The organism is Streptomyces bottropensis ATCC 25435 (genome assembly GCF_000383595.1).
Classification (GTDB): domain Bacteria; phylum Actinomycetota; class Actinomycetes; order Streptomycetales; family Streptomycetaceae; genus Streptomyces; species Streptomyces bottropensis.
In genome coordinates, this window is the sequence record NZ_KB911581.1 from 5,914,239 (window position 1) to 5,930,487 (window position 16,249).

At 73.3% G+C, this 16,249-nt stretch carries 19 protein-coding genes and 1 pseudogene; 10 read left to right on the plus strand and 10 right to left on the minus strand.

The window, feature by feature from the left end:
* Positions 1–16 precede the first annotated feature (16 nt).
* Complete coding sequence (locus tag STRBO_RS0126345) at positions 17–937, minus strand: helix-turn-helix domain-containing protein (RefSeq protein WP_005484037.1); 921 nt, start codon at positions 935–937, stop codon at positions 17–19.
* 63 nt (positions 938–1,000) lie between these two features.
* On the opposite strand from STRBO_RS0126345, the gene STRBO_RS0126350 reads away from it, so the two are divergent.
* The gene (locus STRBO_RS0126350) at positions 1,001–1,795 is read left to right on the plus strand and encodes a phytanoyl-CoA dioxygenase family protein (protein ID WP_005484040.1); all 795 of its coding nucleotides are present in this window, start codon (positions 1,001–1,003) and stop codon (positions 1,793–1,795) included.
* 13 nt (positions 1,796–1,808) lie between these two features.
* On the opposite strand, the gene STRBO_RS0126355 is transcribed toward STRBO_RS0126350, so the two are convergent.
* The 3 genes and pseudogenes from STRBO_RS0126355 to STRBO_RS42250 all read right to left on the minus strand — a co-directional run.
* Entirely contained in the window at positions 1,809–2,474 is a 666-nt protein-coding gene (locus tag STRBO_RS0126355) for a response regulator (RefSeq protein ID WP_005484043.1), read from the minus strand.
* Positions 2,471–3,676 carry a sensor histidine kinase gene (locus STRBO_RS0126360; protein WP_020115104.1) on the minus strand — a complete coding sequence of 402 codons (1,206 nt, stop codon included), beginning with the start codon at positions 3,674–3,676 and terminating at the stop codon, positions 2,471–2,473. Before STRBO_RS0126360 ends, STRBO_RS0126355 begins: the two co-directional genes overlap by 4 nt.
* A 145-nt stretch (positions 3,677–3,821) precedes the next feature.
* Positions 3,822–4,979 (minus strand): annotated as a pseudogene (locus STRBO_RS42250) (ABC transporter substrate-binding protein); the annotation flags it as partial.
* 360 nt (positions 4,980–5,339) lie between these two features.
* Between STRBO_RS42250 and STRBO_RS0126380 the strand changes: the two are divergent.
* The gene (locus STRBO_RS0126380; RefSeq protein WP_020115107.1) at positions 5,340–6,131 is read left to right on the plus strand and encodes an MBL fold metallo-hydrolase; all 792 of its coding nucleotides are present in this window, start codon (positions 5,340–5,342) and stop codon (positions 6,129–6,131) included.
* Here STRBO_RS0126380 and STRBO_RS0126385 read toward each other — a convergent pair.
* Entirely contained in the window at positions 6,121–6,708 is a 588-nt protein-coding gene (locus STRBO_RS0126385; RefSeq protein WP_005484051.1) for a flavoprotein, read from the minus strand. The two genes, STRBO_RS0126380 and STRBO_RS0126385, sit on opposite strands and share 11 nt — an antisense overlap.
* 23 nt (positions 6,709–6,731) lie before the next feature.
* Positions 6,732–6,980 (minus strand): helix-turn-helix domain-containing protein, encoded by a 249-nt coding sequence (locus STRBO_RS0126390; protein ID WP_005484052.1) that lies wholly within the window; start codon positions 6,978–6,980, stop codon positions 6,732–6,734.
* Positions 6,981–6,991: 11 nt separating this feature from the next.
* On the opposite strand from STRBO_RS0126390, the gene STRBO_RS0126395 reads away from it, so the two are divergent.
* Positions 6,992–7,312 (plus strand): amidohydrolase family protein, encoded by a 321-nt coding sequence (locus STRBO_RS0126395; RefSeq protein ID WP_005484055.1) that lies wholly within the window; start codon positions 6,992–6,994, stop codon positions 7,310–7,312.
* Between the two features lie 59 nt (positions 7,313–7,371).
* On the opposite strand, the gene STRBO_RS0126400 is transcribed toward STRBO_RS0126395, so the two are convergent.
* Complete coding sequence (locus STRBO_RS0126400) at positions 7,372–8,313, minus strand: LLM class flavin-dependent oxidoreductase (RefSeq protein ID WP_020115108.1); 942 nt, start codon at positions 8,311–8,313, stop codon at positions 7,372–7,374.
* 83 nt (positions 8,314–8,396) lie between these two features.
* Between STRBO_RS0126400 and STRBO_RS0126405 the strand changes: the two genes are divergently transcribed.
* The 3 genes from STRBO_RS0126405 to STRBO_RS0126415 all read left to right on the plus strand — a co-directional run bounded on the left by STRBO_RS0126405 (position 8,397) and on the right by STRBO_RS0126415 (position 10,434).
* A complete protein-coding gene (locus STRBO_RS0126405; RefSeq protein WP_020115109.1) occupies positions 8,397–8,969 on the plus strand; it encodes a MarR family winged helix-turn-helix transcriptional regulator in 573 nt (190 codons plus the stop codon).
* Positions 8,970–9,232: 263 nt separating this feature from the next.
* Positions 9,233–9,871 carry a LysE family transporter gene (locus STRBO_RS0126410; protein ID WP_028796858.1) on the plus strand — a complete coding sequence of 213 codons (639 nt, stop codon included), beginning with the start codon at positions 9,233–9,235 and terminating at the stop codon, positions 9,869–9,871.
* Between the two features lie 116 nt (positions 9,872–9,987).
* Positions 9,988–10,434, plus strand: a complete 447-nt coding sequence (locus tag STRBO_RS0126415; RefSeq protein WP_005484060.1) for a nitroreductase family deazaflavin-dependent oxidoreductase — start codon at positions 9,988–9,990, stop codon at positions 10,432–10,434.
* A gap of 118 nt (positions 10,435–10,552) precedes the next feature.
* Here STRBO_RS0126415 and STRBO_RS0126420 read toward each other — a convergent pair whose 3' ends face one another.
* The gene (locus STRBO_RS0126420) at positions 10,553–11,593 is read right to left on the minus strand and encodes a cation diffusion facilitator family transporter (protein WP_005484061.1); all 1,041 of its coding nucleotides are present in this window, start codon (positions 11,591–11,593) and stop codon (positions 10,553–10,555) included.
* Between the two features lie 106 nt (positions 11,594–11,699).
* Here STRBO_RS0126420 and STRBO_RS0126425 point away from each other — a divergent pair, with 106 nt between their 5' ends.
* On the plus strand, positions 11,700–12,716 hold the full coding sequence (locus STRBO_RS0126425; protein WP_005484062.1) for a glutathione S-transferase family protein: 1,017 nt from the start codon (positions 11,700–11,702) through the stop codon (positions 12,714–12,716).
* Between the two features lie 34 nt (positions 12,717–12,750).
* Entirely contained in the window at positions 12,751–13,047 is a 297-nt protein-coding gene (locus STRBO_RS0126430) for a DUF4235 domain-containing protein (RefSeq protein ID WP_005484063.1), read from the plus strand.
* Between the two features lie 105 nt (positions 13,048–13,152).
* On the opposite strand, the gene STRBO_RS0126435 is transcribed toward STRBO_RS0126430, so the two are convergent.
* Complete coding sequence (locus STRBO_RS0126435) at positions 13,153–13,545, minus strand: VOC family protein (RefSeq protein ID WP_020115111.1); 393 nt, start codon at positions 13,543–13,545, stop codon at positions 13,153–13,155.
* Between the two features lie 500 nt (positions 13,546–14,045).
* Between STRBO_RS0126435 and STRBO_RS0126445 the strand changes: the two genes are divergently transcribed.
* Together STRBO_RS0126445 and STRBO_RS0126450 are read left to right on the plus strand one after the other, a co-directional pair.
* Positions 14,046–14,408, plus strand: a complete 363-nt coding sequence (locus tag STRBO_RS0126445) for a DUF1304 domain-containing protein (RefSeq protein ID WP_005484066.1) — start codon at positions 14,046–14,048, stop codon at positions 14,406–14,408.
* Positions 14,405–14,977, plus strand: coding sequence for a TetR/AcrR family transcriptional regulator (locus STRBO_RS0126450; protein ID WP_005484067.1), 573 nt, complete (start codon positions 14,405–14,407; stop codon positions 14,975–14,977). The genes STRBO_RS0126445 and STRBO_RS0126450 overlap by 4 nt, the downstream gene beginning before the upstream one ends.
* 137 nt (positions 14,978–15,114) lie before the next feature.
* Here STRBO_RS0126450 and STRBO_RS0126455 read toward each other — a convergent pair whose 3' ends face one another.
* Positions 15,115–16,224, minus strand: a complete 1,110-nt coding sequence (locus STRBO_RS0126455) for an NAD(P)-dependent alcohol dehydrogenase (protein WP_020115112.1) — start codon at positions 16,222–16,224, stop codon at positions 15,115–15,117.
* Positions 16,225–16,249 lie beyond the last annotated feature (25 nt).

The window sequence follows — 16,249 nt, forward strand, 5'->3', positions numbered from 1 at the left end:
CCGAAGCGTGTGGTCGTCAGCGGCCGTCACGCAGCTGCTGCCGGTACTCCCCCGGCGGCACCCCGTAGCGCCGGCGGAACACCCTGCTGAAGTGGAACGGGCTGCCGAACCCGGAGGCGGCGGCCACGCGCTCCACGGTCAGTTCGGTGGCCTCCAGGAGACGGGCGGCGTGGCGCAGACGGGCGTGGCCCAGGGCGCGCATCGGGGAGTGCCCCAGCTGCTCGGTGAACAGGTGCGCGAACCGGGACGGGGAGAGGGCGACGCTCTCGGCGAGGGAACGGACGGTGTGCGGCGCTCCGGGGTCGGCGGCGATCAGGTCCTCCGCCCGGCGGATCCGCGGATCCGCCCCCGACGGGCGGGACTCGGACCGGGCGGCGGTGAGCAGCACCACCTCCTCCAGGGAGCACAGGGCGAGTTCGCGGGCCGCCGTGCCGTGCGCCACCGCGACGTCGGTGTGCTCGTCGCCCGGGGGTGCGGGTGCGGGCGGTGCGCCGTCGCCGGTCCAGCGGGCGTCGGCGAGCATCCGGCGGAAGGCCGCCTCCACACGTTCACGGATGCCGTCGGGGGCCGACGGCATCGCGTACAGCCGGTCGCCGGACTCGTACGGCCGCAGCCAGGCCGTCCAGGACGCTCGCGGCTGGCAGTGGACCCACCAGAACGCCCAGTGCCCGGCGCCGGGCCCGACCGCGTAGCGCTGGGGCACTCCCGGGCCGAGGACCACCAGGTCGCCCGGCGTCGCACACGTCCGTGCGGTGCCCTGCCGCAGCAGTCCCGCGCCCCCCGTGGTCCAGGTGAACAGCCAGCTGTCCGCGCCGCGCGGCCGGTGCACCGCGTACGGCGGCCGCTGGTCGAAGCGGCCGACGATCATCTGGCCCGGCGGAGGCGACGGGTCGGCGGGCGCAGCAGTTCCAGACAGGTCCTCAGCACGCACAGGCATCCTCCCGAAAGGCGCTCGGACCTAGCGTGGGACACGGTCGACGACAGGGAAAGGGGCACGCCGATGGCAGCCACGGGCAGGGCGGAGTTCGAGGAGAACGGCTTTCTGGTGGCGCGGGGGCTGTTCTCGTCCGCCGAGATCGAGGAGCTGTGCGACCGGTTCACGGCCCTGCGGGAGGGCGGGCCGATCCCGGGGCACTTCCGGCCGAGGACGCCCGCGGCGGACGGCCCGGCCGACCCGCTGGACACCCACCCCCGGGTGATGCACCCGCACCGCATCGACGAGCTGTCGCTGCGGGTGCTCCTGGACGCACGGCTGCGGGTCATTCTCGAAGGGCTGCTGGGGGAAGAGGTCCTGGCGGCGCAGAGCATGTTCTATTTCAAGCCGCCGGGGGCCCGGGGGCAGGCGCTGCACCAGGACAACTTCTATCTGCGGGTCGAGCCGGGGACCTGTGTGGCGGCCTGGATCGCCTGCGATGTGATCGACCGGGCCAACGGCGGTCTGGAGGTCGTGCCGGGGACGCACCGCATGGATCTGTTCTGCCCCGAGGTGGCGGACGCGGAGGTCTCGTTCGTCCGCGAGTACGTCCCGCCGCCGCCCGGTCTGTCCGCCGTGCCGGTCGACATGGCCCCGGGCGACGTCCTCTTCTTCAACGGAAGCCTCGTCCACGGCTCCCAGCCCAATCGCACCACCGACCGCTTCCGGCGCTCCTTCATCGGCCACTACGTGGGCCGCTCCACCGAACGCATCGGCCGCTACTACGACGTGCTGACGATGACGGGTGCCCCGGTGCCGCTGGCGGAGAGCGAGGGGGCGGGCCCGTGCGGCACGGAGTTCGCGCCGATGGGCGCCCACTGAACCGGGCCCGGTCTCAGCCCAGTTCGAGCAGCCCCCGCCGGACCGCCTCGGACACCGTGCTCGCCCGGTTCTCGGTGCCGAGCTTGCGGTAGACACGGACCAGATGGGTCTTGATCGTGGCCTCGGTGAGGTGGAGGGCGGCGGCGATGGCCCGGTTGCTGCGGCCCAGCGCCAGCAGCCGTACGACCTCGATCTCCCGGTCGCTCAGGGCGGCGCCCGGATCGGCCAGGTGCCCGGCGAGGTGTCCGGCGGCCTCGGGAGCGAGTCCCATGCCGCCGGCCGCCGCGGCGCGCACGGCCCGGAACAGTTCCTCGGGCGGGCCCGCCTTGAGGACGTAGCCGCGGGCGCCGGCCTCCATGGCCCGTACGACATCGCCCTGGGTGCCGGAGCCGGTGAGGACGACGACCCTGCTGCCGGGGGCCTCGGCGGTGATGCGCCGGGTCGCGTCCAGCCCGTCGAGCCGGCGGCCGGGGGTCCTGTCGCCGGTCAGGCGGAGGTCCATCAGCACCACGTCGGGGCCGAGCCGCACGGCCAGCCGTACGCCCTCCTCGCCGTCGCCGGTCTCACCGACGACGTCGAAGCCGGGCTCACCGCCGAGAAGGGCGCGCAGGCCCGCCCGTACGACCCTGTGGTCGTCCACGATCAGGACGCGCAGCGGGGTGCCGTCCGGGGCGGTCACCGGTCGCCCGCCGGGCCGGCCAGGGCGAGGGAGCCCATGGGGAGACTGGCACGGGCCAGGGTGCCGCGGCCGGGTGCGCTGCGGACGGTGAGCGAGCCGCCGAGGGCGCCCAGGCGCTCCCGGCCGCCGGTCAGGCCGAGGCCCCGGTCGCACCGCTTCGCCGTCGTCGCCCTCGTGTCGAAGCCCACGCCGTCGTCCCGTACCTCGACGGTGACGGTCGTGTCGTCGCGGTGGTCGAGGGTGACCCAGACGTGCTGGGCGCGGGCGTGCTCACAGGCGTTGGCGAGCAGGCCCTGGGCGACGCGGAGCAGGGCGGCGGCCCGGTCGTGCGGCAGGTCGCCCGGCTCGCCCTCGGTGCGGAACACCACCCGTGACGGCGTGGCCGTGGTGCGGGTGCAGAGAGTGCGCAGCGCGGTGGAGAGGTCGTCGTGCTCCAGGGCGGGCGGGGTGAGGTCGCTGATGATGGTGCGGGTCTCGGCGAGGTTGGTGTCCAGTGCGTCGACGACCGTGCGGACCTGGGCCCTGGCGAGGTCGGGGCGGCGGTCCCAGTCGCGGTCGGCGGCCTGGAGGAGCATACGGCTGCCGGCGAGTTCCTGGGCGAGGGTGTCGTGCAGGTCGCGGGCGATCCGGGCGCGCTCGGCGAGCCGGCCGGCCTCGCGCTGGCCCCGTGCCAACTCGGCGCGGGTGCTCCGCAGTTCGCCGAGGAGTCGCTGCTGGGCCCGGTAGAGGGCGACCGTTGCCCACAGCGCGGCGGTCGGCGGGAGGAGCTGTTCGGGATGGACGGTTCCGGTGGTCCGGGCGATCAGCACGACGAGCGGCACGGTGAGCACGCCGACGACGGCGAGTGCCGCAGGGCCCGTGAACATGCGCAGGGCGAGGATCGCGAGCGGGAGCGCCAGCCAGGTGTAGGCGGTGGCGGCCGGGGTCGGCATCTCCCAGGAGACCAGGCACCACAGCGCCAGCAGCGCGCCGAACCACACAGGCCTGCCCCACCGGCCGAGCCGGTCCCGCAGAGCGGGCCCGGCCACGTACCCGGCCGCCAACAGCACGATGAGCGGGACCAGTTCCCAGCACAGCGCGGAGTTCAGGTCGACGAGGCGGACGACTCCGCCGACGACCACGGTCAGGAACAGCAGGTCCGGCAGCCGTCGAACCGGCAGTGGACCTCGGTGCGGGACGGCGGGGGCGGCGATGGCGGGCACGGCGGCGATTCCCTCTACGACGGTCCGGACGGGCACGGGGCTGACGGGCACGAGGCTGGCGGGACCAGCCGAGTGTAGACAGCGACACGTGTGTCCGGGGTAAAGGAAAGCGCCGTACCCGCCGTGACCGGCGGGGGGGTTGCCGCCCGGGGTGCAGGCCCAGGACTCCCGGGGTCGGGTCGCCCTTGACCTCGCCGAAGTAGAGAGCGAAGGTCTGCTTCCACCGCTCGACCTGGGCACGGTCCTCCATGAACCGGGGGAAGCCGTCGAGGTGCGCGTTGCGGTAGGTCCAGACGGGCTTCAGGCCGCCGGCGGGCGTGATGTCGGTGCGGACGGACCAGCCGTTGAAGGAGCCCTGCTGGCGTTCGGCGGACAGCGCCCAGTTGAGGTACAGCTTGGCGGCGGTGGGGTGGGCGGCCTTCCTGAGGATCGCGGCGCGCTGGCCCCAGGCCATGAAGGGGTGTCCGTCGGCCACGGCGAAGCGGGTCGCGGCGGTGGAGGGGGCGGCCAGCGAGCCGGACCCGCCGACGCCGATGGCCTTCTTCTTGCCGTTGACCGCGACACCCGGGGTGTGCGAACCGCGGTTGAACTGCGGCTGCTGGGCGGCGAACTGCGCGATCCAGTCCCAGCCGTAGGCCTCCTGGTAGAGGGAGTAGAGGTAGAGCACCGCGTCGTCGTCGTGCGGGTAGGAGGAGGCGATGGCGTCCTTCCAGCGCGGGTCGACCAGCTCCTGCGGCGACTTGGGGGCGTTCCCGGCGACGGCGTCGACGCCGTACATGTAGCTGAAGGCGATGACGGCGACGGCTGTCCACGCGCCCTGCGGGTCGCGGAAGTCCTTGTACAGCTTGGAGAAACCGGCGGGCCTGTACGGCAGCAGCTTGCCCTGGCTCTTCCAGCGGGTGAAGTCCTGCAGGGTCTGGAGCTGGACGAGGTCGGGGACCAGGGTGTCGGTCGCGAGCTGGTTGTCGACCCGGACGTCGTGGTACTTGCTGTAGTCCACGACCATCGTCAGGTCGATGTCCGGGAAGCGCGTGCGGAACGCCTGGGCCGTGAAGTCCTGCTGGGTGGCGGTGTCGCCGCCCGCGTAGATCACGAGCCTGCCGCCCTCGGCGACGGCGTCGCGGTACAGCTCGTCGAGGGAGCGGGTCTCCTCCGGGCCCGGCGCCGCCGTACGGGAGCCGGCCGCCGACGCGGTGGCGGCCTGGGCGGTGGCGGCCTGGGCGGTGCCGGTCGCGGCGAGACCGCCGAGCGCGGCGCCCGCTCCGGTGGTGAGAATGCGTCGCCTGCTGAAGCTGCTGGCCATGGGGGGAAAGGTCCTTTCAGGGCTTGACTCGACGGCGATGCCGCTGCGGCGGCACCGTAAGTCTGTGATCGACGGCGTCCGCGCCGCGTCCCCCGGAAGCCGAGACCCTGTTCAACCGTTCGGTTGAACAGGGTCTCGGGGCGGGACACGCACCCGGTCCTCGCGCCCCACGCGCCTCAGGCCGATCCCTCGTACCGCCCTGACCCGATGTCCTCGTACGACGGGCGGCCCGCTGGTTGAATGAGGCGGCTCCACCGCGTCCCCCGCGCGGGACTCCGCTCCTCTCCCTCAGCGGTGGTCTCAACTCCCGATCGCTCAGGCCCTGTTCACCTCGTTCCAGTTGCTGGAAGGGAACTCCGGATGACCGGCGTCCGCGTCACGCACATAGGCGGCCCGACCACCCTGATCGAGATCGGCGGGCTGCGCCTGCTCACCGACCCGACGTTCGACCCGCCGGGCCGCCGCTACGCCTTCGGCTGGGGCACGTCGTCCCGCAAGACCGCCGGGCCCGCCCTGCCGGCCGCTCAACTGCCCCCGGTGCACGCGGTGCTGCTCACCCACGACCATCACGGCGACAATCTCGACGACGCGGGCCGCGCCCTGCTGCCGGGCGCCGAGACCGTGCTCACCACCCCGTCCGGGGCGCGGCGGCTCGGCGGCAACGCACGCGGGCTCGCCCCCTGGGACACCTGGCAGCTGTCCGCCCCCGACGGCACGGCCGTCGAGGTGACCGCCACCCCCGCCCGGCACGGCCCGCCGCTGTCCCGCCCGATCGTCGGCGAGGTCACCGGCTTCGCCCTCGGCTGGCCGGGCCAGCGGCACGGGGTGCTGTGGATCTCCGGCGACACGGTCGTCTTCGAGGGCGTACGGGAGGTCGGCCGCCGCCTGACCGTGGGCACCGCGCTGCTCCACCTCGGCGGCGTCGGATTCCCCGTCACGGGGCCGCTCCGCTACACGATGACCGCCGCCGGGGCCGTCGAGGTCTGCCGGCTGCTCCGTCCCCGTACCGTCGTGCCCGTGCACTACGAAGGGTGGAGCCACTTCCGCGAGCCCCGGGCGGCGGCCGAGCGGACGCTGGCCGGGGCCCCGGCCGAGGTGCGCGACGCCTTCCGCTGGCTGCCGCCGGGGACGGCGACGGCCATCAGCGTGTGAGGGATGCGCCCGCGCCGCCCGCCTCCAGCAGGTCCAGCGCGCGTTCCCAGTGGAACTCCCGACGCCCGTCGCCCTCCTCGGCCCCGCCCGCGTACGGATCGCCGAACCGGACGCCCATGCCGCGCAGCCGGTCCAGGCTCGCGCGGTACGCCGGGTGGGCCGCGAGCGCGTCGGCCACGCAGGGCAGGACGGCGATCGGGACCCCGAGGCCGGACGCCTCGCACAGGGTGCCGACCGCGAGGGTGTCGGCCAGGCCGGCGGCCCATTTGTTGACGGTGTTGAAGGTGGCGGGCGCGACGACGACGGCGTCCGGCGGCGGGAAGGGACGCGGATCGCCCGGCCGGCGCCAGGCGGAGCGGATCGGGCGGCCGGTCCGTGCCTCGACCGCCGCCGCGTCGAAGAAGCCGTCCAGGGCGAGGGGTGTCGCGATGACCCCGACCTCCCAGTCGCGCTCCTGTGCGACGGTGATCAGCTTGCCGACCTCCACCGCGATGCCCGCGGCGCAGACGACGACGTAGAGGAAGGGTTTTCCGCCCTGTCCGGACCGGGCCTCGGCCGTGTTCGCGGTGGCAGTCACCCCTCGACCCTACTCAACCCCGCTCACCCGCCGGACGGTCCCTCGGCGAAGCGTTCGACGTCCTCGGCGGTCGGCCGGAGCACTCCGTCGCGGACGGCGAGAGCCGTGGCCTCGGCGCGGGTGGCGGCGCCGGTCCTGCGCGACAGATGCTCGGCGTGGGTGTGCACGGTACGCGGGGCGAGGCTGTCGGCGCCGACGAAGCCGCCGTGGACGACGTAGTGCCGGGCGTCGGCGCGCGGCACGGCCTCCTGGGCCGCCACGAACGCGTCCATCAGGTTTCGCGGTGTGCGCCGGTTCGGACGCGCCGATCACCGAGCCCGACTGGCGGCAGGGCGTCGCCGGGATGCCGCTGCGCGAGTCGAAGGCCGGCGGCCGGGTCAGCGGTCCCGAACAGCGCGTGGAACTCACCGAGGCGCTGCGGGCGTACACCATCCACCCGGCGCGGCAGGACTTCGCCGAGGAGGGGAAGGCGCCCGTGGAGGTGGGCAGGGTGGCCGACCTGTGCGTCCCGGACCGGCCGCCGGCGGACCTCGATCCGCACGTGATCACCGAGGTCGGCGTGGACATGACGGTGTTCGACGGCGGGGTCGTCTTCGAGCGCTGAGCGGCGGGGTGCGTGCGTGGGACCGGTATCGCGAGCGCCAGCGGCCCCACGCCGTGTTCTCATCCCGTCAGCGCCCCCACCCGGCGCATGACCTCCTTGCAGAAGGCGCCCACGCCGTCGGGGTCGTCGATGAACTGGTTCGGCTTGACGCAGAAGGTCGTGAAGCCCTGGGCCAGCTGTTCCGGTATCGAGGCGAGGGCCGCGCCGAGGTCCGCCGGGGCGTGGTCGTCGGGGAAGACCGCCCGGGCGCCGCCGATCATCTCCAGGTCGGCGGCGTTCCGTCCGGCGGCGGTCATCGCCTCGTCGAGCGCGTCGAGGTCGTCCGGGGTGGGCCGTCCGAGCGGGTGGAAGCCGTGGCCGTACCGGACGAGCCGGCGCAGTACGGGGCCGTGCAGGCGCTGCCCGCCGAACCACAGCCTCGGGCCCTCGGGGCGGTACGCCTTGGGCTCGAAGTAGACGTCCCGGAAGGGGTGGTGCTCGCTGACGTGGGAGATCGGGGACGGTCCCCAGGCCTTCGCCCAGACCTCCAGGTGCTCGTCGAGCAGCCGGCCGCGCCTGCCGAAGGGCACGCCGAGGGCGTCGTACTCGTCCTTGCTCCAGCTGACCGTGGGCTGCACCAGCAGCCGTCCCTCACTGAGCAGATCGAGGGTGCCCAGCTCCCGGGCCATCAGCAGGGGGTGGCGCAGCGGGGCGAGGACGGCCGCGGCGGCCAGGCGCAGGCGCTCGGTGACGGAGGCGATGGAGGCGAGGAGGAGAAGGGAGTTGGGCCAGGGGGTGTAGGGGTCCTGGTTGCCGGGGAGGGCGTAGTCGCGGGGGTTGCCCATGATCCCGTCGGCGGCGGCGTCGGGTCCGAGCACGATGTGTTCGCTGACCATGACGGAGTCGAACCCGGCGTCCTCGGCCTCACGGGCCCACCGTACGGCGGCGGGCAGGTCGGCCCGACCGCCCGTCAGGGTCCAGTTCTCGCTGAGGACCAGCAGCATGCGGGGGGTGGTGCTCATGGCGGTTTCCCTCTCCTCCGTACAATTTGATGCCGAATGACCGACCCATCGACCCGTCCGCACCATCGATTCGAGGAGCCCTCGTGCCCGGCCAGCGATCCATCACCGAAGCCGAGAAGCTCGCCGCGGCGAAACTGGGGGACTTCTCCGTCCGCCGGGACCAGATGGCGGCGGTGGCGAACATCTACCGGGCCGCCTCCGCGGTGCGGCAGCACCTGGAGAACTCCGTGCTGCGCGGCTCCGACCTGACGTGGACGGCCTTCGTGGTGCTGTGGGTCGTGTGGGTGTGGGGCGAGTCCGAGACCCGGCACGTGGCCGAGGAGGCGGGCATCTCCAAGGGCACGCTGACGGGGGTGGCCCGCACGCTGGAGTCCCGGGGGCTGGTGCGGCGGACGGCCCACCCGACGGACGGGCGGCTGGTGCTGCTGGCCCTCACCGACCAGGGCGAGGAGCTGATGCGCCGGGTGTTCCCCGCCTTCAACGAGGAGGAGGCCTTCGTCACCGGGCAGCTCAGCGACACGGAGTGCCGGAGCCTCGCGGAGGGACTGCGCAGTGTCGTGCTGCAGGTCGAGGAGCACGGCGAGGAGCGCCGTCGCACGCTGCTGAACGGCGCCGAGCCCGCGCCCCGTCGCAGCGGACGGCGACCGAAGGCCTGAGGCCCGCGCGGCGGGCACGCTCGCGCCTCCACGCGCCCACCCCCCTCACACAGCCCTGAATCGTTTGGATGCAAACAAACTAGGCAGACGAGGAACCCCGGTCAAGAGTCCCCGGTAATTCGATTGCGGGGACCAAGCCCGCGACCCCAGGATCTGCCCATGCTCATCATCGACGCCTCCCTGCCCCTGACCTCCGCCACCGCCTCGCCGGTGCGGGGACAGCAGCAGTCCGGCCGACCGTGGGGACCGACACCGCCCCGTTCATGACGGCCGCGCTCGTCGCGGGACTCCTCGCCGGCTATGGCATCGCCATCCCGGTCGGAGCGGTCGCGACGTACCTCGTCTCCCTCACCGCCCGTACGTCGCTGCGGACCGGAGCCTGCGCCGCGCTCGGCGTGGCGACGGCCGACGGACTGTACGCGCTGCTCGCCGCACTCGGCGGTACGGCCCTCGCGGCCGCCCTCCAGCCGGTGCTCACGCCCCTGCGCTGGGTCTCCGCCCTGGTGCTCCTCGCCCTGGCGGCGCGCGGCGCGGTCACGGCCCTGCGCCGGTACCGCGCCGGACGGCTCACCACCCGCCCGCAGCGGGACCCCGTGAGCCCGGCCCGCGCCTACGTCGCCCTCCTGGGCATCACCCTCCTCAACCCCACCACCGTCGTCTACTTCGCCGCGCTGGTGCTCGGCAGCCGCGCCACCGACGCCGTCAGCCCCCTGGAACAGGGGGTGTTCGTCCTCGCCGCGTTCCTCGCCTCCGCGAGCTGGCAACTGCTGCTCGCGGGCGGCGGCGCACTGCTCGGGCGGGCCCTGACCGGACACCGGGGACGCCTGGTGACGGGCCTGCTGTCCAGTGCCGTGATCGCGGTACTGGCGGTGCTGATGCTGGTGCCGTCGCACGGTGGGTGACGCGCGTGGGGAAGGCGGGCAGGTCCCGTGCCCGTTCGCCGGGACGAGGATGAAACCGGGAGGGGCGCGTGTTGAATGCGAGGAACAGCCGAACACGACTACCAGGGACGGTTGCCATGCCACTTGAGGGAGAGTACGAGCCCAGCCCGGCGCAGTGGGTGCGCGAGCAGGTCGAGTTGTACGAGAGCTCGGGCGGCACGCGCGGGACGACGTTGCGGGACACGGGGCTGCCGGTCATCGTGCTCACCACGCGCGGCGCGAAGAGCGGGAAGCTCCGCAAGACACCGCTGATGCGGGTGGAGCACGACGGACGGTACGCGGTCGTGGCCTCGCAGGGCGGCGCGCCCAAGCACCCGGTCTGGTACCACAACCTGAAGTCCGACCCGCTGGTGGAACTCCAGGACGGACCCGCGCGGCAGGAACTGACCGCGCGGGAGGTCACCGGGGACGAGAAGGCCGAGTGGTGGGAGCGCGCTGTGGCCGCGTACCCGCCGTACGCGGACTACCAGACCAAGACCGACCGGGAGATTCCCGTCTTCGTGCTGGAGCCGGCGGCGGAATGAGGACCCTCCCGTCGGCCCGCCACCGGTGAGAGGGGGTGCGAGGGAGAGCGCCGGGGAGCACGGACCGAAATTCCTTCGACGCCCCCGCATGACCCCTCGCGCACCGGGCACCCGAGACTCAGGCCCCGCCGCGTTCCCCCGTCGCGGCGGGGTTTTCCCATGCCCGCTTCCCCGCACCCGTCTTCTCCGTCACGTCGAGGAAGATCTGGTCGGCCTCGGGGACGATGTGGGCGATGGAGCCCTTGATACGGACGGCGACCTGTTCGACCTCCTCGCTGTCGAGGCCGGGGACGAGGTCGACGCGGGCGGCCACGAGGGTGGAGTCCAGGCCCAGTTGCATGGTCAGCAGAGCCTCGACGCTGTCGATCTCCGGCTGCGCCGCCAGCAGGGAGCGGATCTTCCGGCTGGGTTCGGCGGCGGCGGCGACCCCGATGAGCTGTTCGCGGGCGTCCCGGCCGAGCCAGTAGGCGACGTACACGAGCAGCGCCCCGATCGCGAACGAGGCGGAGGCCTCCCAGACGACCTGGCCGGTGATCATGTGCAGGACCATCCCGGCGATCGCGAGGGTCACGCCGAGGACCGCCGTGCCGTCCTCGGCGACGACCGTGCGCAGCGCCGGGTCCCGGAGCCCCTCGACACCGCCCTGGCTCCGCACCTGGTGCAGGGCGCGGAGCAGTGAGGCGCCCTCGGAGAGGAGGGCCACACCGAGGACGGCGATGCCGGCGACATAGCCGTCGTAGGACTCGGCGCTCTCGGCCGTCAGGGCGTGGAACGCCTGGTAGAAGGAGAAGCAGCCGCCCATCACGAAGATGCCGACGGCGGCCAGCAGGGACCAGAAGAAGCGCTCCTTGCCGTAGCCGAAGGGGTGCCGGCTGTCGGCGGGGCGGCGGCTGCGGCGCAGCGCGGCGAGGAGGAAGACCTCGTTCAGACTGTCGGCGACCGAGTGCGCCGCCTCCGACATCAGGGCCGGCGATCCGGCGAGGAGCCCGCCGACGGTCTTGGCCGCGGCGATCACGAGGTTGGCGCCGAGGGCGACCAGGACGGTGATCCGCGTCCTGTGGTCCTCCCGCGCCTTGCTCTCGTCGTGGGTCCCCGGCCCTTCGAGCACCGCCCCGCCCCGGTCGTCCGTCGTCTCCGTGTCTGCTGGTGTCCGCGTCACGTTCGCCGCTTGCCCCGACCCGTCGCGCTCACACCGTGGGTGTCGCCGAAATCGGGGAACTCTCATCAGGGCATACGTATCCGGACGGACCGGGAGGTCGGACGGCATGAGTGTCGGCGAGGGCAATGAGGCGTACGGGAGGAAGCCGTTCAAGCGGTCCGGGAGCCACTTCGCGGACCGGGTCACCGCCGACGGCCGGGACGGCTGGCCCGTGGAGGCGGGCCGCTACCGGCTGGTGGTCAGCCGGGCCTGCCCCTGGGCGAGCCGGGCGGTGATCTCCCGGCGGCTGCTGGGCCTGGAGGACGCCCTGTCGATGGCCGTCGCCGACCCCGTGCAGGACGACCGCAGCTGGCGCTTCACGCTGGACCCCGACGGCCGCGACCCGGTCCTCGGCATCCGGTTCCTGAAGGAGGCGTACGACGCGCGGGAGAGCGGCTACCCCGGCGGGGTCAGCGTCCCCGCGCTCGTGGACGTGCCGAGTGGAAAGCTGGTCACCAACGACTACCAGCGACTCACCCTCGACCTCGCCACCGAGTGGACGGCCCTGCACCGCGAGGGCGCGCCCGACCTGTACCCGCGGGCCCTGCGCGACGAGATCGACACCGTCATGGCCGAGGTGTACGAGGACGTCAACAACGGGGTGTACCGGGCGGGCTTCGCCACCGGGCAGGAGGAGTACGAGGAGGCCTGTGCCGGTGTGTTCCGGCGGCTGGAGGCGCTGTCGGAGCGGCTGGCACGGCAGCGGTACCTCGTCGGGGAGACGATCACGGAGGCGGACATCCGGCTCTTCACGACCTTGGTGCGTTTCGACCCCGTCTACCACGGTCACTTCAAGTGCAACCGCTGGAAGCTGACGGAGGACCGGGTGCTGTGGGCCTACGCCCGTGATCTCTTCCAGACCCCCGGATTCGGCGACACCGTCGACTTCGACCACATCAAGCGGCACTACTACCAGGTGCACACGGGCATCAACCCGACCGCCGTGGTGCCGCTGGGACCCGATCTGGCGGGCTGGCTCACGCCGCACGGCCGCGAGGACCTGGGCGGCAGCCCGTTCGGGGACGGGACGGCGCCGGGGTCGGTGCCCACCGCCGAGGCCGTGGCCCCGCAGGGTCGCCCCTGACCGGCGACATCGCTACACGTAGGAGGAGGACCAGATGTCCAAGAAGAAGAAGCTCCCGCTCGCCTACCAGCCGTTGGGCTTCGCCCTGGGCTGGGGAGGCGGTGCGCTGGCCTCGCTGGCGTTCCAGAAGACCTGGAAGCTGATCCGGCACGAGGACGACGCGCCCGACGCGCTGGACCGGGACCGCGGCTGGGGCGAGGTGCTGTTCGCCGCGGCCGTGCAGGGCGCGATCTTCGCGGTCGTGCGCAGTGCGGTGGACCGCGCGGGCGCGAAGGCCATCGAGCGGTCCACCGGGGTGTGGCCGGCCACCGAGAAGGGCGGCAGGGACTGACGTCCGGGGCCGGTCCGGTGACCCGCGGCGCGGATCACCGGACCGGCCCCGGCCGCGTCGGGCCCTGGTCGTCGTCGGCCCTGGTCGTCGTCGGCCCTGTCGTCGTCAGCCCTGTTTCGGGGCCGTGGACGTTTCGCGGCGCAGGGTGAAGGAGTGACCGGCCGGGTCGGAGTAGCCGCGCTCCTCGAACGGCCCGGCCGCGTCCTTGCTGTCCACCGGGCGGCCGCCGAGCGAGACGATGCGCCGCTCGGCCTCGTCCAGGTCGTCGACGTAGAAGTCCAGATGAGCCTGGAGGGAGTTCTCGGGGCGGGGCCAGCTCGGCGGGGTGGCGTTGACGTCCCGGCGGAAGGCCAGCCGGGCGCCGCAGGCGCCCTTGATCTCGACACGGTTGGCCGTCGCGTCGGTCTCCTCCCCCTCCAGCAGCTCCTTGTAGAACACCGCGAGTTTCTCCGGCTCGGCGCAGTCCAGCACCACGAGGCCCGCCTGTACCAGTGCCATGTCTCCTCCGTACGGGATCCCGGGCGCGGGGGACGGTCCGCCGCCGCCCATACGCTCCCCGGGTACCCGCCGGCTACGGATTCAGCCGCAGCGTGAGCGCCCGGGACCGGAACAACTCCCGTTCGTGGAACCGGATCCCGTCCACGTTCCCCGCCGAGGCGGTCACCTTCGCGTACGCGGCGCCCCGCTCCCGCGCCCACGCGAGGAAGTCACCGACCGACCATCCGCGCCCCGACCCGCCCACGCCGGTGCCCGGGCCGGACGTGGAGCGCCATGAGGCCGGCCGAGGTGACGGGCCGCCCGGCGGAGGGGGCCGGACAACGAGCCCGGGAGAGAACGCTTCGGCGCCGTAGCGGCACCGTAACCCGGCGCCAGGGTCCGACCACGCGTGGTCGTGGTCACAGCCGCCTCCGCTGGACTTCATGGACAGTCGTCCAGGTATAGTGGACACCTGTCCAAGAAGTTCGGAAGCTCGAAGTGAACGACGGAGACTGTTGACCATGGAGATCCTGGCGAACGTGCTGGTCGCGCTGGTGGCCGTGCTGCACGCGTACATCCTGGTGATGGAGATGTTCCTGTGGCAGAAGAAGCCGGGGATGAACTTCCATGGCCTGGACGCGGAGATGGCGAAGCGGACGGCGGCGATGGCCGCCAACCAGGGGCTCTACAACGGCTTCCTCGCCGCCGGTCTGGTGTGGGGCCTGATCGCCGGTGACCCGACCGGATACCGGGTCCAGATCTTCTTCCTGGCCTGCGTGATCGTCGCCGGTGTGTACGGCGCCGCCACCGCCAACCGCCGCATCCTCGTCGCCCAGGCGCTCCCCGGCGCGCTCGCCCTGGCCGCCGTCCTCGTCGCGGGATGACCCCGGAGGAACCCCGGGCCACGGAGGACCCCCGGGCCGCCCGCACCCGGGCCAGGCTGCGTCAGGCCCTCCTCGACGAGTGCGCCACCCACCCCCTGCACGAGGTCAGCGTGGCCGCGCTGGTCCGCCGGGCGGGGGTGGGCCGGGCCACGTTCTACGTGCACTACCCGGACCTGGAGGCGCTGGCCGTCGACGCCTGCGCCGATGTCGTACGGGAGGCCGTGGAGGCGCTGCACGCCTGGCGGGGGCGCCCCGACCCGGTGCGGGCTCCGGCGGCGCTGCCGGAGTTCTTCGCCGGACTCGCCCCGCACGCGGCCCTGTACCGGGCCCTGCTGGCACCCGGCGGCGGCGGGCCGCTCGGCCGGGTCCTGCACCGCGACCTGCGCGCCTACAGCCTGCGCGAACGCGAGCTGGTGGGGGCCGCGGACGCCCCGCTGGTGGCCTCCGCCGTGGCCGCCACCTTCGCCGGAGTCCTCGCCGACTGGCTGCACGGCCTCCTCGACGGCACCCCCCAGGAGATCGCCGACCAGGCGTGGCAGCTGCTGATCGCCCTGCACCGCAGCCGGTGAACCGCACCACCCCGCCCCGGGTCCAGGACGTGCGACGGCCCTGTGGATGACCCGGTGTACGGGTCACCCCCAGGGCCGGGGTCACGCGGGGAGTACGTGCCCCGGCGGGAGATGGCTCCTCGGGACGTCGAAACCCGTCAGAACGTCAGCACGGGCTTGATGCTCCTGCCGCCGCTCATGTCGGCGACCGCCTGGCCGATGTCCTCGAACTTGTAGCGGCTGATCAGCCGGTCGAGCGGGAGCTTGCCCTCCTTCACCAGCTGGACCAGGACCGGGATGGCGGTCTGGATCTCGTTGTCGCCGAGGGTGAGGCCGACGACGCGCTTGCCGCCGAGCATGCCGTTGACGTCGAGGGAGACCTCGGTGCCGAACGGCGGGGCACCCACGATGACGAGCGTGCCCCGCGCGGCGAGGGCGTCGACGCCCTTGCGGAGCACGAAGACGCTGCCGGTGGTCTCGACGACGCCGTCGGCGCCCCGGCCGCCGGTGATCTCCATGACCGCCTCGGTGATGTCGGCGGCCTCGCTCGCGTTCACCGTGTGGGTGGCGCCCAGTTCCTTGGCCAGGTCCAGCCGCTCGCCGACCTTGTCGACGGCGATGACCGTCGTCGCGGGGGTGAGGGCCGCCGCCATCACGGCGGACAGACCGACGGCTCCGGCGCCGAGGACGACGAGGGTGCTGCCCGCGCGAGGCTCCAGCACGTTCCAGACGGCGCCGACACCGGTCTGGACGCCGCAGCCGAGCGGGGCGATGGAGTCCAGCGGTACGTCCGGGTCGACCTTGACCAGACCGCGCTCGTCGACCAGGGCGCGCTCGGCGAAGGAGGACTGACCGAAGAAGTGCCCGCCGAGGTCCTGGCCGTCGCGGCTGATGGTGCTGCTGCCGTCGGCCCGGCGTCCGCCGAGCAGGTTCAGCGGCAGCCAGGTGGCGCAGTACGCCGGGTGCCCGTCCCGGCAGTTCGGGCAGGTGCCGCAGGAGGTGAAGGACAGCACGACGTGGTCGCCGGGCACGACGGAGGTGACGCCCGGGCCGACGGCCTCGACGACACCGGCGCCCTCGTGGCCCAGCACGCCGGGCAGCGGGAAGGGCAGCCCGCCGCTCGCGACCCCCAGGTCGGTGTGGCACAACCCGGCGGCGACCATGCGGACCAGGACCTCGCCCTGCGCCGGCTGGTCGAGGACGACCTCGGAGAGGGTGAAGGGCGCGCCCCCGGACTCGACCACGGCGGCGCGTGTGGTGGTGGACATGCTCATGAACTCCTTGGTTTCCGGG

Coding starts and splice junctions, on each gene's coding strand:
- STRBO_RS0126345 (WP_005484037.1), bottom strand. CDS start 937: ATGCCTGTGCGTGCTGAGGACCTGTCTGGAACTGCTGCGCCCGCCGAC.
- STRBO_RS0126350 (WP_005484040.1), top strand. CDS start 1,001: ATGGCAGCCACGGGCAGGGCGGAGTTCGAGGAGAACGGCTTTCTGGTG.
- STRBO_RS0126380 (WP_020115107.1), top strand. CDS start 5,340: ATGACCGGCGTCCGCGTCACGCACATAGGCGGCCCGACCACCCTGATC.
- STRBO_RS0126390 (WP_005484052.1), bottom strand. CDS start 6,980: ATGGACGCGTTCGTGGCGGCCCAGGAGGCCGTGCCGCGCGCCGACGCC.
- STRBO_RS0126400 (WP_020115108.1), bottom strand. CDS start 8,313: ATGAGCACCACCCCCCGCATGCTGCTGGTCCTCAGCGAGAACTGGACC.
- STRBO_RS0126410 (WP_028796858.1), top strand. CDS start 9,233: ATGACGGCCGCGCTCGTCGCGGGACTCCTCGCCGGCTATGGCATCGCC.
- STRBO_RS0126415 (WP_005484060.1), top strand. CDS start 9,988: ATGCCACTTGAGGGAGAGTACGAGCCCAGCCCGGCGCAGTGGGTGCGC.
- STRBO_RS0126425 (WP_005484062.1), top strand. CDS start 11,700: ATGAGTGTCGGCGAGGGCAATGAGGCGTACGGGAGGAAGCCGTTCAAG.
- STRBO_RS0126430 (WP_005484063.1), top strand. CDS start 12,751: ATGTCCAAGAAGAAGAAGCTCCCGCTCGCCTACCAGCCGTTGGGCTTC.
- STRBO_RS0126435 (WP_020115111.1), bottom strand. CDS start 13,545: ATGGCACTGGTACAGGCGGGCCTCGTGGTGCTGGACTGCGCCGAGCCG.
- STRBO_RS0126445 (WP_005484066.1), top strand. CDS start 14,046: ATGGAGATCCTGGCGAACGTGCTGGTCGCGCTGGTGGCCGTGCTGCAC.
- STRBO_RS0126450 (WP_005484067.1), top strand. CDS start 14,405: ATGACCCCGGAGGAACCCCGGGCCACGGAGGACCCCCGGGCCGCCCGC.
- STRBO_RS0126455 (WP_020115112.1), bottom strand. CDS start 16,224: ATGTCCACCACCACACGCGCCGCCGTGGTCGAGTCCGGGGGCGCGCCC.